A 14626-nucleotide genomic window follows, 5' to 3' on the forward strand; every position below is an offset into this window, starting at 1 on the left:
GTCCCGGGGTTCAACAGGGTCTTGGTTCGCTAACTCCCTGTTAAAGTTCCCAAAAGCCTAACACAGTCTGCCCGCCGGCCAGAAAACAAGCCCCGCAGGTAGCCCAGTCACCTGTCCACTACCGCCGGCTTACCAGCTGTAGACGCCCCGGTTCAGACCATCACGAAAAGCACTGATCACCTTGGCACCACGAAGCGTTGCGCCGGTGTAGCCGTCAATATCATCCACCACGTTCTCTGGCTCATACAACCGGAAAATCGCCTCCATCGGCTCGCCTTCCAGGCGCTCCGTGATCTGCTGATACTGACGCAACACCGGGTAAAGCTCGGCGGAACTGTCCATCTTCAAATAGTCTTCATCCCGATAGAACAGGTGGCGGTAGGACATCCCCTTGATTCGCCCGCCTTCAAGCCGGAACTGCAGGCTTACCTGAATCAGCCCACGGTCGATAAAGTTGCCACGGTAGGTGCCATCCAGATAATTACCCGGTGCTAAACCCAGCAGCATTCGGCCAAGGCGGTCGTCGCCAGTGGCGGGCTTTGTGGCCGAATCTGCGGTTTCAACCGGCGCTGGTGCCGGGGCGCCGCCTTCAATCACGCCTATACGATAATCCTCCAGCCGGGCAGCGGCCCGTGGGCTGTGGGGCCGGCCGTTGCCCTTATCGAGCCAGGCCGACGTTGCTTCTTTGCCGCACCAGCGGGTGAAGACCTCTTCCTCCGTGGGGTGATTCGGCAGGTACTCGGTGAGGTCGTATACCACACCGTCAATCACCTTCCAGCAGCTGCCGGCATGATTGTGTTCAGCCACATCATCGAGCCGGAAAACCGACTCACCATTTGCGTTCTCAGCGGTACCACCTGCTGTGGGTTCGGGGTTGCCCTGAACCAGGTTAACCACCACCAATGTCAGCACCACGCTGACAAAGGCAACAAATCCTGTATAGGCAATTCGGTTGCTGGTCATAGGAAATCAAACGCCTCCGTGTGAATGCGATGGGCGGGCACTCGTTCGTGCCTGAGCAGGGTTTGCAGGTGGTTGATCATACCCGGCGGCCCGCACAGGTAGATGTCCCGCGCGGCGAAATCCGGGCAGCGTTCGGCCAGATAATCCCGGGTGATCACACCGTGTTCGTTCATGTAGTGCGTGTGAACCTCAAAGCCATCACAGGCCTCGGCAATGCGGACCAGCTCGTCCAGGTAATAGGCTCGTTCCGGCCGGTTGGCCAGGTAGAACAAACAGGCATCTGGCCCCTGAGCCACAGTGTTCCCGACCCTGTCCCGGGCGCCAGCAACAAACGGCGTAATGCCGATACCGCCGGCCAACCACAGTTGCTTGCGCGGCTCACCTGGCAGGCCAGTACCCTTCTGCGCCAAAGCCGCATTCTCAAAAAAGGTCCCGTAAGGGCCTTCGATTCGCACCTCTGCCCCCGGCTTGATGTCCAGCAACGCCCGAGTGGCATCGCCGACCGCTTTAATGCCGATTTTTAGTTCATCATCCCCGGAGCCCGAGGCGATGGTGTAAGGGTGTTCTTCCCCATAACCGGCCAACAGCGAGCGGTCCATCGGTGTCAGATACACAAACTGACCAGCCCGCCAGCGAATCCCCTTGCCCTTCGGGCGCAGGCGAAGCTCCACCACATCCCGGGCAAGTTTGTCGATGCCGTCTACCACATAGGGTTTCCTGGCCAGCCGGGGTGACAATAACTTACGCCAGGCGATGGCCGCCAAAGCCAGGGCCGAGAGCAACCACCAGACCCAGGCTGTAGCTGAAAGCATCAGGGTATGCACCAACGCCAGCACCAGTGCCGGCGCCGACAGCAGGTGCAGGCGTTTCCAGTTTTGATAGTGCAGAGTGCCAAAGAACCCCAGCGTGGGCGCGATGAAAACCAACATGGTGAGGAAGGCGGCCCAGCCAACCCAGACCTCCCAATGACTCAGGGGCGGGAACAGCGTGGCAACGCTGGCGCCAACAGACGCCGGCAAGATGGCCAGTGCCAACAACAACACATGAGCCATCACCAGCATAAAGGCCGAGAACCCTAGCCAGCGGTGAATGGTCCATAGCCGCACCAGGCCACCAAACCAGGGATCCATACCGGGAACACGGGCCGACAAGATACCCGCCAGCAGAAACGCTGACAGGGCAAACACCCCGGCTAGCTCCGCCAGCGAATACAGCCAGCCCTGACTGCCCCAGGGCAACGCCGGAGCAACAACAACGACAGGCAGTAAAAAGAGCCCCAGCAACAACAGATCGCCAGGGTATTTTCTAAGGGTCATAAACGCTCCATGTCAGTGAGCTATTTAACGTCCTCTCTGGCCCTGCGCCTGGTGCTCCAGCATTTGCTCCATCATCATCTGCATATGCTCCAGGCGCTGTTCCATCATTTCCATTCGCTGTTCCGGCTCCATACCCGCGCCACCCGAACGAGGCCCTTTGCCGCCGGACTGACCTTTCGGCTGGTTACCCATGCCCTGGCCACCGCCCATCTGGCCCTGGTGCTGCCCCATCATGCCCTGCCCTTGGCCCTGGCCCATGCCCTGCCCCATCATGCCACCACGCATCATCTGCATGTGCTGCTGCATGGACTCCATGTGCTTCTCACGAATACGCTGGCGCTCCGCATCCGACTTGGCGTTGCGCATTTCCTGCATCATTTCCTGCATCTGCGACATGTTCTGTTGCATCTGCTGCATTTGTTCCTGGTTCATCATGCCACCCCGCGGCATTTGCCCGGAGTTGCCCTGGGCAAACACCAGAAGGGGTGCGGAAACGAGAACGGAACATGCGATTAACCTTGTAAACCTGTTCATGACATTCTCCTTTTCATCACAGTTGATGAGTGTCTACTACAGTTAAGACCATAAAACTGAATCGAACCTGAAATAGCGGCCAAACCTACAACCTCTCTTGGCAAGAATTGACGCAGGTCATCGGTGCGCAAGGCCCCTTCGTTTCCAGAGGTAGAACAATACGGGAATGACCAACAATGCCAGCAGCATAGCACTGACCATACCACCCACCATCGGGGCTGCGATGCGCCCCATTACTTCCGAGCCCGTCCCGGTGCCGAACATGATGGGTAACAGCCCAATGATGATGGAACTTCCGGTCATCATGATCGGCCGAACCCGCAACCCGGCACCATGCAGAACGGCATGCCGGAGAGTTTCACGCCTGGGCTCAAGACCTTTTTGCTCGCAACTCTCAAGCATCGCCTGGTAAGACTGGTTAAGGTACACCAGCATGATGACCCCGATCTCTACGGCAACCCCCGCCAGGGCAATGAATCCCACTCCAACGGCAACCGAAAAGTTGTAACCCAATAGATACATAAACCAGACTGCGCCCACCAGAGCAAACGGCAGTGTGCCCAGGATCATCGCCACCTCAGCAATGCGGCGGAAGCTCATAAACAACAGTATGACAATGATCGCCAGGGTCAGCGGGACCACATAGGTCAGCCTTTCCTTGGCCCGGAGCATGTATTCATATTGGCCGGACCAGGCCACGGAGTAGCCTGCCGGCAGCTGCAGTTCATCATTTACAGCCGCCATGGCCTGTCCTACGTAGCTGCCAACATCAACACCCTCGATGTCCACAAAGGTCCAGCCATTAAGCCGGGCATTCTCACTTTTTATTGCTGGAGGGCCGTCCTCAATCCGAATGTCGGCCACATCCGCCAAGGCAATGCGTTGGCCGGATGGTGTCACGATCGGCAGCTGCCGGAGCTTCTCGGGGGAATCGCGGTAATCCTGAGGGTAACGAACATTGATAGGGTATCTTTCCAGCCCCTCGATGGTTTGAGACACGTTAATCCCGCCCACCGCCGAAGCGATCACCTGCTGAACATCGGCAATGTTGAGGCCATACCTCGCCGCCCGTAATCGGTCGATATCAGCCTGAACATAACGGCCACCGGCAACGCGCTCCGAATACACAGATGCCGTACCGGGAACCTCCGAAAGAATGGCTTCCAGTTGCTTGCCCACTGCCTCGATGGTTGCCAGCTCAGGCCCGGCCACCTTGATGCCAACCGGCGTTTTTATCCCGGTCGCCAGCATGTCAATCCGGGTAATGATCGGCATCACCCAGGCGTTGGTAACGCCGGGAAATTGGATAAGGGCGTTCAATTCCTGCTTCAGTTTTTCGGTGGTCATGCCCTCACGCCACTGGTCGCGTGGTTTGAGTTGAATAAACGTTTCAATCATCGTCAACGGGGCAGGATCTGTCGCGGTCTCTGCCCGGCCAACCTTGCCAAACACCGTTTCCACTTCCGGTAGCGAGGCAATCAATCGATCGGTCTGTTGCAGCAACTCCCGAGCCTTGCCGATGGAAATGCCCGGGTAGGTGGTTGGCATGTACATCAGGTCACCCTCATCCAGAGGCGGGATGAATTCGCTGCCTATCCTGGAGGCAGGCCACAGCCCTACCGCCAGAATCAGAACCACCGCGACCAGGGTTGTCGACGGATACTTAAGAACGCCCTTCAGCATTGGCAGATAACCCGCCACCAAGAACCGGTTCACCGGGTTCTTGTGTTCCGACAGCACCTTGCCACGGATGAAGTAACCCATGAGCACTGGCACCAGCGTGACCGCCAGAGCGGCACTGGCCGCCATGGCATAGGTTTTGGTGTAGGCCAGCGGCGAGAACATTCGGCCTTCCTGGGCTTCCAGCACGAACACCGGGACAAAGCTGACGGTAATGATCAGTAATGAGAAAAACAGCGCCGGCCCCACTTCGGCCGATGCCTTTGCCACCACCTGCCAGCGGTTTTCACGGGTCAGCGGTGTACGCTCCATGTGTTTGTGCATGTTCTCGATCATCACGATGGCACCGTCAATCATGGTGCCTATGGCAATGGCGATACCACCCAACGACATGATGTTGGCATTGATGCCCTGCCAGTACATTACGATGAAGGCTGTCAGGATGCCGACTGGCAGGCTGACCATCACCACCAGTGACGAACGCACGTGGAACAGGAAGATCACGCACACCAGCCCCACAACGAGAAGTTCTTCCAGTAATTTGTTCCAGAGGTTGGTCACAGCGCGATCGATCAACCCGGAGCGGTCATACACCGTGACCACCTCGACGCCGTCCGGCAGGCTGCTCTGCAAAGACTCCAGTTTGGCTTTCACCCCCCTTATGGTCTCCTGGGCGTTTTCACCAAAACGCATCACAATAACGCCGCCGACCGTTTCGCCCTCGCCATTCAACTCGGCAATGCCCCTGCGCATCTGCGGCCCAACTTCTACGCTGGCCACATCCTTTAACAAAACGGGCGTGCCGTTGTCGTCGAGCCCCAGCGGGATCGAGAGCAAATCTTCCCGGGACTGGATATAGCCCGAGGCCCGCACCATGTACTCGGCCTCTGCCATCTCAATCACCGAAGCCCCCACTTCCTGATTGCCGCGTTTTATGGCGGTTTCAATGTGGGACAAGGGAATCCCCAGGGTACGCAGCTTTTCCGGGCTCACCTGTACCTGGTATTGCTTGACCATGCCACCCACAGTGGCCACTTCCGAAACGCCGGGTACCGTCTGCAGCTCATACTTCAGGAACCAGTCCTGAAGGCTTCGGAGCTGGCTCAGGTCGTGCTGCCCAGTGCGGTCTACCAACGCGTACAGGTACACCCAGCCCACACCGGTAGCGTCAGGCCCCAATTGCGGCCGGGCCTGCTCCGGCAGGTTCGGCGCCACCTGCGACAGGTATTCGAGCACCCGTGAGCGGGCCCAGTACATATCGGTGTTTTCGTCAAAGATCACATAAACGTAGGAGTCACCGAAGAACGAATAGCCTCGAACGGTTTGCGCCCCCGGCACCGAAAGCATGGCGGTGGTCATCGGGTAGGTAACCTGATCTTCCACCACCTGAGGCGCCTGCCCCGGGTAGCTGGTTTTAATGATGACCTGGACATCCGACAGGTCCGGCAGTGCATCCACTGGCGTGTTCTTCAGGGAGTACAGTCCCAGACCGGTCAGCAGCAGTGCTGCCATGACAACCAGAAAACGGTTACGAACCGACCAGTAAATCAGCGACGCGATCATCAGTGGCCCCCTTCATGCTGCATGCCATGGGCGCTGTGATCCATCTCCGTCGGTCGGGGCGACATACGCAGAAAGTCAGAGGTTTTGCTGGATTCTGAATCGATCAGAAACTGCGCCGAGGTGACCACCGTGTCGCCGGGGCTTACCCCCTGCAGAATTTCCACATACTCCTCACCTACGCGCCCAACATCGACGTTAACCGATTTGAACGCTCCTTTTTCCAGAGCCAGCACCAAACGGTCACTCTGGCCGGTACGGATCACGGATTCCCGGGGCACTAACATTCGCCGGTCACCACGCTCTCCCTGTATGTTCAGCCGGGCGAACATACCCGGGCGCAAGGCACCGTCGGTGTTATCAAAGCGCAGTCTGACCCGGGCCGTGCGGGTTGTTGTGTTGATCTCCGGATAGACGTAATCCACCTGCCCCCGCCACTGCCGGTCCGGCATATAATCCAATGTCATCACCGCCCGATCACCGGGCTTAACTGCGGCAATCTGGCTCTCGAACATCTCGCCCAGAACCCAGACCTCGTCCAGCGAGGCAATGGTCACCACCTGGTCGCCGGGTTTGATGAACATCCCTTCGCGCACATTGAGACTCTCGATAACCCCGGTCGCCGGTGCGTAGACCGTCAGTGTACGGCGCACTTCGCGGGTATCCTTCAGGCTCCGTACCAGGCTGGTTGGAACATTCAGCGCCAATAGACGCTGCTCTGCAGCACGGACCAGATTCTCGTTGCCCCGGTTCAACGCCAGAACCAGTTCCTCCTGAGCGTTAACCAGGGTGGGCGAATACAACGAGTACAAGGCCTTGCCCTGTTCAACCGGCTCCCCCTCCGCCTTCACATACAGCGCCTCAATCCAGCCCTCAACACGGGGATGCACATGGGCCATGGCGTCCTCGTTATACTGGACGTGCCCGACGGTGGTGATGTTTAGTGGCAGGCGCCCCTGGATAACCGTGCCGGTCCTCACACCCAGGTTGTTGGTCACGGCGGGCGATATCCGGACGGTGCCCGCTGGGTCATCCGCGGCTCCGCCGTCCGCATAAACCGGCACAAGGTCCATCCCCATGGGCGACTTGCCCGGTTTGTCCCTTCTGAAATCAGGGTCCATGGGGGCCACCCAGTAAAGCGGCTCCTGGGCCTGTGAATGTGCAGGATCAGCGGTGTGATCCATGCTTGCGCCAGCCGCCAGCCACCAGCTAATGCCGGCACCGGCAAAACCACCCAGCACGAGAAAGCCCAGAGGGCGAATGAAATTGGCCATAGTTGTCAGTCCTGATAACGAGTTGATGAAATGAGGGGGGCGTTATCCGCGCCGGCGGTGACGTAATCGAAACTGGCTTGCGACCTGGCGCGCTCGGCCACCATCTGAACCAGCTCGATGCGGGCATTCAGCTCGGCAATACGCGCACGCACGGCTTCGGCAAAATCACCATCGTCAGAGTTGTAAGCACTCAGGGCGGCTTCGGCCTGCTGCTCCATCTGAGGCAGCAGGGTTTCCCGGTAACGTGTAATGCGCTCATCCAGGCGCTCAATGCGCGCCAGTGCACTGCGGGCTGACGCCTGCAACTGGCGCAGCTGCAGCATACGTTCGGTTTTAACGGTCTCTGCCCGGGCCACGGAGGCTTTGAGGTTCCGGTCTTGGCGGTTACTGGTGAATAGTGGGAGATCAACACTGATACCGACGGAGAAAAGGTCGGCCCTGTCCTGGCCATTGGGGGCTCTATCGCGGTATCCGTACTGTGCAGACAGTGACCATTCCGGTTTGTAGGCCTGTCTCGCCAGGTCCACCTCCAGAGTCCGCACCTCAATCAGTTCATCCGTGGCACGAATCATCGGGTGGTCGATCGCCAGTGCGCTATCGACCTTCGGACTGCCGTTCGCAGACAGTGCTGTCAAATACGGCGGTATGGTGTCGTCAACAGCGAGGAGGTCGGCACGGATTCCAGCTTTTTCGTCAACCCATGCTCCCACCCACTCCGCCAGCGCCTCACGGCTGGAACTGAGCTCTGCTGACAGCGCGGTTAGCCGGTCGTCCAGCCGGGTCAGCTCGACGGATGCGCGAATCACGTCCTGCTGCCGAGCGCTCATTGTGGCCGAGCGGTAGCCCGCCTGGGCAACGTCTTCCAACTGCTCGAACAGGCCACGACTGCTCTCGATCAGCTGCACACTTTGCTGGGCGCGCCAGACATCGAGCCACAGGTGGGTGACTGTTTCGGTCACCTTGAGTTCACGATTGTCTCGCTGGCGGGGTTGTATTGACGCCATCTGCAGTACCCTGGCTTTGGCAATCCGGCGGCTGTCCCCCCGGGGAAAGCGCTGGGTAATGCCAACGGTGGTCTGGGTCATTGCCTCTTGCCCGAGATCGAAAGTGTCTGTGGGCAGGTTTGCCAGCCCGAGCGTCAAGCGGGGGTCAGGCAGCGAGCCCTGTGCCACCGCTTCTTCCCTGAGGGCCTGTTCCTGATAAACGCTGCCTTGCAGCCAGGGGTCATTCTGTATGGCGATTTCAATGGCCGACGTCAGGCCCAGCTCCTGCTGGGCCACTGCAGGCAAGGCTGAGATGGCCAGCATTGTGGCCATGCCCAGTTTTGGAAGGTGTCTGAGATAACGCAAAGTGAATTCTCCGCAAAAGGCTGTTATGCGGAGAATGCTAGAGGGGCAACCTGAACTGTGACTGAAAGATTTATCCTAAATAATGGATTTTTTGATCTCGCTCAAAACAATCAGACACGTGCTCTGATCTGGCTATTGAATTTACATCAAACCAACGCCGAATCGTTTCATTACAAATGCCAGGGAAACAAAACAGATCATAGTCAGCACGGCACTGACCGCCAGCGACAACCAGAATCCCAAACGGGGTAACAGGAACGGAAACAACAAGAACATCGGCAAGGTGGGCAGCACATACCAGAAAGTGTACCAGGCATGGTTGGCAATCTTGTCTACCGGCTGATGCTCAACATACATCCAGACCATAGCCAGCACAGTCACCATGGGCAGCGCGGCAATCAGTGCGCCGAGTTTATCGCTGCGCTTGGCGACTTCCGAAATCAGTACCACCAGGGCGGCGGTGATGGCGTATTTGGTTATGAGCCATGTCATTGCAGTTATCTCCTTTATTACCCGCCGAGAGGCCAAATAGCCAGAACCAAACTACCGCGACAGTGAACATTTTTCACATTTAATTTCCAATCAGGAAAGCGAGCAAGGTATGGTCTTCGACCGTCGAATCAAGCCGCACAAACAAAAAGGCAAATCACAGGAGTCACTATGTGCTCAACCTTACTTGCTGATCGCAAGCATGTGCTCAGAGCTTCCCCCACATACCGTCTGTTCTGGATTTTTCTGACCTTCGGGCTGTTCGGCATGAGCGCCGATGTGCTCGCACATGCCGTCGCCGAAGGCGATAAAGGCTATATCCAGGAGATCACCGGGGTTAACCTGATAGCCTTCATGTATCTGGGGGCCAAGCACATGGTCACCGGCTATGACCACCTGCTGTTCCTGCTGGGTGTCATCTTCTTCCTCTACCAGATGAAACACATCGCGATCTATGTGAGCCTGTTTGCGGTAGGGCACTCCACCACCATGCTGCTGGGGGTGTATTTCAACATTGGCATCAACAGTTACATCATTGATGCCATTATCGGTCTGTCCATCGTGTACAAGGCGCTGGACAACATCGGTGCCTATCAACGGTGGTTTGGTTTTCAGCCGAACACCAAGGCCGCCACGCTAATCTTCGGGTTCTTCCACGGCTTTGGCCTGTCTTCAAAAATCATCGAATACGACATCTCACCGGACGGCCTGGTGCCAAACCTGCTGGCGTTTAACGTCGGGGTGGAAATTGGCCAGCTCATCGCCCTGGCCATGATCCTGATCGCCATCAGCTTCTGGCGTAAAACCGACGGCTTTTTCCGCCACGCCTACACCACCAATGTAGCCATGATGAGCGCGGGCTTCCTGCTCTTCGGTTATCAGCTCACCGGTTATTTTGTCGCCTAATTCTGGAGATTCGTTATGTACAACACCGATAGACCAAACCGTGAAGAACTACCCTCCACCGCCAAACTGGTTCGATCAACCATCATCGCCGCTATTGTTGCACTGGTGCTGCTGGTGACGGTGGTCATGCCCGCCGAGTATGCGCTGGACCCGACCGGTGCCGGCCGGGTTCTGGGCCTGACCGAAATGGGTGAAATAAAGCAACAGCTGGCCGAAGAAGCGGCCGCCGATGCCGCCGCGCAAATGGTGGCAGTGCAAACCCAGACAGAAGCGCCAGCGCCAGCATCGGTTGAGCCCGCCGCCACTGCCGAAGCAGCTCCGGAAGCCGAGCCTGCGCCGGAAGAGCCGGCTCCAGCAACCGCCGACGAATCCGAATGGAAAGATGAGGTTCGTTTTGTGCTGACGCCGGGCCAGGGTACGGAGTTCAAGCTCACCATGAATGAGGGTGCCATCGCCCGGTTTTCCTGGGAATCCGAAGGTGGCCCGGTTAACTTTGACACCCATGGCGATGGTGGCGGCCGGTCCATCTCTTACGAAAAGGGCCGGGGCGTTCCGGAGGATGAAGGCGAACTTGAGGCCGCCTTTACCGGCAACCATGGCTGGTTCTTTCGGAACCGCAACAACAACGATGTGACCGTGGTACTGCGCACCGGCGGTGATTACGGTGAACTGAAGAAAATGCTGTAAAAGTACGCACCACTGCGACAGCCTCAGGGACGAGGCACAAATAAACGATATTGAATAATGTAATCAAGGAAAAGGGCTAATGAGTGAAGTTTCTTTCAGGGAAGCGCTGATAGTCTGGATTAGGATCGGTCTTCTCAGCTTCGGCGGCCCGGCAGGGCAGATCGCGTTAATGCACCGGATTATTGTAGACGAGAAGAAGTGGCTGGATGAGTCTCGATTTCTACACGCCCTGAACTATTGCATGCTGTTACCCGGGCCTGAGGCTCAGCAACTTGCCACCTACATCGGTTGGCTAATGCATGGTGTGAGGGGCGGGGTTATTGCAGGCCTGCTGTTTATCATTCCTGGGGCCCTGGCAATTTTCCTTTTGTCCTGGGCGTATGTCACCATCGGTGACCTGACTCTTGTTGAAGGTGTTTTTTTCGGCCTGAAAGCGGCGGTGCTCGCGATTGTTGTTCAGGCCCTGATACGAATCGGCAAACGAGCACTCAAGGGCACTTTGAGGCCGTTCCTCGCCGTTGCCGGTTTTCTGGCTTTGTTTGTTTTCAGCGTACCGTTTCCGATCGTGGTTCTGACGGCGGGCATTGCGGGCTACCTGGTAGCACGTAGACTTGGGCCGGACAATACGGAGGCCAATCATTCGTTGGTCACCACAGAAACCGTTGTACGCCCCGGCACCCGGCGTGCAGCCCTAACCTGCCTGGTACTTTGGGCACTGACCGTGTTCGGGTTGCTGGCCGCCCTGGGCTACGGCCATGTGTATTCGCAGATTGCCGTGTTTTTCTCAAAGATGGCGACAGTCACCTTTGGCGGCGCCTACGCAGTGCTGTCTTACGTGGCCCAGCAAGGGGTTGAGAACTATCAGTGGCTCCAGCCCGGTGAAATGTTGGAGGGCCTCGGCCTGGCGGAGACAACGCCAGGGCCCCTTATTCTGGTCACACAGTTCGTTGGATTTCTCGCAGCCTACCGCGATGCTGCCGGCGAGTCTGCGCTCCTCTTCGCCTCTATTGGCGCCCTGCTGACCACATGGGTGACGTTTCTGCCCTGCTTTCTGTGGATCTTTGCCGGTGCGCCCTACGTGGAGAAACTACGCGCAAACCAAGCCATTTCTTCCGCCCTTGGGGCCGTCACTGCCGTCGTCGTTGGAGTGATTGCCAACCTGGCACTTTGGTTTGCGATCAGCGCACTGTTCGCCGAGCAATTCCTCTTCTCGGAGTATGGTGTCAACATGCAACTGCCCCATCTTGCCAGCGTAGATGTGCCGATGCTGACACTCTCAGCCGTGGCGTTTCTCTGTGCGTTCCAGTTCAAAATGGGGGTTATCCCCCTGGTGAGCACATTGGCCAGCCTTGGGGCCGTCTGGATGCTGATGGCGGGCTAACCCAAGCTCGCTGCTGACAACGACAGCGGACGCCCCGGTGCAGCCTCCGGACGGAACCTGTTCAAAGGAATCCATAACGATGTGACTGTGCAGCGTCATCGTAAACGCATCGCCTTTATGATCACGAGGACAGAGAACAGAAATAAGCGAACACAAAGTCCCTATGTACTTCCGATAGGTCAGTTCAAGCCCCTTACTTCGTATTGTTCGGCGACACAGCCTATTTAACAATAAAATAATTATATCCGCATACCCCTCGCACAACCCAATCAATTTTCGGCCGTTGACAAATATCAAAAATATATTTTTTATATTTCAGCTTCATTTCAGAAACTAATGATTAACTGCATTCACCAACCAAACAGGAGGTGTAATTATGAAAAAATTATTTGTGTTTGCAGCAGCAGTTACTTTTTCAACATCCGTACTTTCAGGCAACATGTCAGACAATAAGGATATGAAGGCCACGCACAACCAAATGATGGATACAAAATCCGTTGAAAACATTCTTCAGAATGAAGATATGCAGCGTTTGCACAGGGACATGACGCGCCATGCTATGTCCGAGGTTGGTATGGAGGCTCGCCTGAAAATGATGACGAAAGAGGGTCGTGCCTATCATAAGGCACTAGAACAAAGGGAGAAAAACACCGCAGGGTAACCCCTGCGGGAAAGTCAACTCGCGGAGACACAAGCACCGGCTAACTCAAATGTTGAGCAGTCGATGCCCTGATCGCGGACAAGTAAAACACACAAACCTGAAACCGAGCTGAATTACTGAGCCTGTTTATGGCAAGAAAGGAAAATATCATGAAGAAAGCAATTATCGCTGCTGCAGTCACTGCCTTATTTTCAACCATGGCTACTGCCAACTCGGGCTTGGCGGATCGTATCAATGAAGCACGCAGTTACCCGAACAAAACAATCAGTGCAGAAAAACCTAAAATGATCTGCACACAAAACAAAACCAATCACCGGAATATTAGTGAATCAGCTGTGAAATACGAAGAAAGTGAATCAGGCAACAAAGACATGGATCACACTCATTCTTGAATGAAATTTCAGAATTAGCAAGTCAAACAAATAGTCGACCACTTATTATAAAAGGTGGCCGACTATTTATTGCGCATTAAATATATAAAAATTTGCTTCCCCATCTCACCATTATCACTCTTTCATTTGTCTCTCAAGATCAACCATCCAAGAAACATCCATTTGACAACCAATACTGTTAACAACGGCAAGAAAACCCATTGGGCGAGAGGCAGTACATCGGTGCCTGTCCATGTGACCACCGGCATTAACTGGCAACCATGGCTGGTTTTTTCGCAACCGCAACAATAATGATGTGACCGTGGTGCTGCGCACCGGTGGTGATTATGGTGAGCTGAAAAAGATGCTTTGAGCAGGCCCTGAGCTGTAGAGGAGTAGCCTGAAAAAGTGGAAAACCTCCCGGCAACAGCATCCGGGAGGTTTTTAACGTTTCAGATCGCCTGAACAACCTCAGAAAGCATATCCCTGACCTTGCCGGCAACCTGCTTGAGTTCGTCATTATCAATGGCGGACATGGACACCACGGGGTCGATTGCGCTGACCTCCACACCCTCCGACACCTCACGGAGAGTTAGGAATATCGAGATTCTTTGTTTTTTTATTAAAATTCAGGGTCATTTCAGAAACCGATGTTTCAATAGAGCCATCAAACAACCCGGAGGTGTAATAATGAAAACGTTATTTGTATTTGCAGCAGCCGTCACGATTTCAACATCCGTACTTGCAGGCAACATGTCAGACAATAAGAACATGAAGGCCATGCACAGCCAAATGATGAACACCGAGTCCGTTGAAAAGATTCTTCAGAATGACGATATGCGGCGTTTGCACAGGGACATGACGCGCCATGCCATTTCCGAGGTAGGTATGGAGGCTCGCCTGCAAATGATGACGAAAGAGGGTCGCGCCTATCATAAGGCATTGGAGAAAAAGCAAAAAAATACCGCAGGGTAAACCATGCGGCAAAGTCAGCTCGCGGAGACGCAGGCACCGCCTGACTCGAATGCTGAGCAGCCGGCGTTCTAACGCCAGCAAGTAAACCATACCAACCTGAACCTGACTTGAATTACCGAGTCAGCTTATAGAAAGAGAGATCAACATTATGAAAAAACTAATTATCGTTACTGCAATCATGGCTGCATTTTCAACCATGGCCACGGCCGGCGGCTTGGCCGATCGCATCAATGAAGAACGCAGTTACCCTAACAAAACAGAGCGTACTAAAAGCATGCACATGCACTGTATGCATGAGAAACAAAACCATGGGATGGTAAAAAAATCTCAGGCAAACCAGGATGAATCACGCGAAGTTAATTACGGAAAAGAACAATCAGAGAGAGCGCCTATTAACCATAATCATCACTAAATCGGTGCAGCGAACATCATGTTAAAACATAGCCGGTCATCTTACGAAAAGATCATCGGCTATTTATC

At 55.5% G+C, this 14626-nt stretch carries 14 protein-coding genes; 7 read left to right on the top strand and 7 right to left on the bottom strand.

The window, feature by feature from the left end:
• Positions 1 to 129 precede the first annotated feature (129 nt).
• The 7 genes from ACNSOI_RS15515 to ACNSOI_RS15545 form a co-directional block, all read right to left on the bottom strand.
• Complete coding sequence (locus tag ACNSOI_RS15515) at positions 130 to 963, bottom strand: cytochrome b5 domain-containing protein (RefSeq protein ID WP_420194467.1); 834 nt, start codon at positions 961 to 963, stop codon at positions 130 to 132.
• Positions 960 to 2279 carry a ferric reductase-like transmembrane domain-containing protein gene (locus tag ACNSOI_RS15520; protein WP_420194468.1) on the bottom strand — a complete coding sequence of 440 codons (1320 nt, stop codon included), beginning with the start codon at positions 2277 to 2279 and terminating at the stop codon, positions 960 to 962. Before ACNSOI_RS15520 ends, ACNSOI_RS15515 begins: the two co-directional genes overlap by 4 nt.
• A 24-nt stretch (positions 2280 to 2303) precedes the next feature.
• Positions 2304 to 2813: a hypothetical protein gene (locus ACNSOI_RS15525; RefSeq protein WP_058092657.1), complete on the bottom strand. Its 510-nt coding sequence runs from the start codon at positions 2811 to 2813 to the stop codon at positions 2304 to 2306.
• Positions 2814 to 2930: 117 nt separating this feature from the next.
• Positions 2931 to 6056 (bottom strand): efflux RND transporter permease subunit, encoded by a 3126-nt coding sequence (locus ACNSOI_RS15530; RefSeq protein ID WP_420194469.1) that lies wholly within the window; start codon positions 6054 to 6056, stop codon positions 2931 to 2933.
• On the bottom strand, positions 6056 to 7327 hold the full coding sequence (locus tag ACNSOI_RS15535) for an efflux RND transporter periplasmic adaptor subunit (RefSeq protein WP_152438960.1): 1272 nt from the start codon (positions 7325 to 7327) through the stop codon (positions 6056 to 6058). Before ACNSOI_RS15535 ends, ACNSOI_RS15530 begins: the two co-directional genes overlap by 1 nt.
• A gap of 5 nt (positions 7328 to 7332) precedes the next feature.
• Positions 7333 to 8676, bottom strand: a complete 1344-nt coding sequence (locus ACNSOI_RS15540; protein ID WP_228703903.1) for a TolC family protein — start codon at positions 8674 to 8676, stop codon at positions 7333 to 7335.
• A 141-nt stretch (positions 8677 to 8817) separates the two neighbouring features.
• The gene (locus ACNSOI_RS15545) at positions 8818 to 9168 is read right to left on the bottom strand and encodes a DUF3147 family protein (protein WP_420194470.1); all 351 of its coding nucleotides are present in this window, start codon (positions 9166 to 9168) and stop codon (positions 8818 to 8820) included.
• A 168-nt stretch (positions 9169 to 9336) separates the two neighbouring features.
• Between ACNSOI_RS15545 and ACNSOI_RS15550 the strand changes: the two genes are divergently transcribed.
• The 7 genes from ACNSOI_RS15550 (at position 9337) to ACNSOI_RS15580 (ending at position 14558) form a co-directional block, all read left to right on the top strand.
• Complete coding sequence (locus ACNSOI_RS15550) at positions 9337 to 10071, top strand: HupE/UreJ family protein (RefSeq protein ID WP_072676416.1); 735 nt, start codon at positions 9337 to 9339, stop codon at positions 10069 to 10071.
• Between the two features lie 15 nt (positions 10072 to 10086).
• The gene (locus ACNSOI_RS15555) at positions 10087 to 10758 is read left to right on the top strand and encodes a hypothetical protein (RefSeq protein WP_420194471.1); all 672 of its coding nucleotides are present in this window, start codon (positions 10087 to 10089) and stop codon (positions 10756 to 10758) included.
• Positions 10759 to 10837: 79 nt separating this feature from the next.
• On the top strand, positions 10838 to 12139 hold the full coding sequence (gene chrA / locus ACNSOI_RS15560) for a chromate efflux transporter (protein WP_072676414.1): 1302 nt from the start codon (positions 10838 to 10840) through the stop codon (positions 12137 to 12139).
• Positions 12140 to 12515: 376 nt separating this feature from the next.
• Positions 12516 to 12800, top strand: a complete 285-nt coding sequence (locus ACNSOI_RS15565) for a hypothetical protein (RefSeq protein WP_420194472.1) — start codon at positions 12516 to 12518, stop codon at positions 12798 to 12800.
• A 149-nt stretch (positions 12801 to 12949) separates the two neighbouring features.
• On the top strand, positions 12950 to 13192 hold the full coding sequence (locus tag ACNSOI_RS15570; protein ID WP_420194473.1) for a hypothetical protein: 243 nt from the start codon (positions 12950 to 12952) through the stop codon (positions 13190 to 13192).
• 669 nt (positions 13193 to 13861) lie between these two features.
• Positions 13862 to 14146 (top strand): hypothetical protein, encoded by a 285-nt coding sequence (locus ACNSOI_RS15575; RefSeq protein WP_061333250.1) that lies wholly within the window; start codon positions 13862 to 13864, stop codon positions 14144 to 14146.
• Between the two features lie 148 nt (positions 14147 to 14294).
• A complete protein-coding gene (locus ACNSOI_RS15580) occupies positions 14295 to 14558 on the top strand; it encodes a hypothetical protein (protein WP_420194474.1) in 264 nt (87 codons plus the stop codon).
• Positions 14559 to 14626: the final 68 nt, after the last annotated feature.

The organism is Marinobacter sp. GH_1 (assembly GCF_048595985.1).
Taxonomy (GTDB): Bacteria; Pseudomonadota; Gammaproteobacteria; order Pseudomonadales; family Oleiphilaceae; genus Marinobacter; species Marinobacter shengliensis.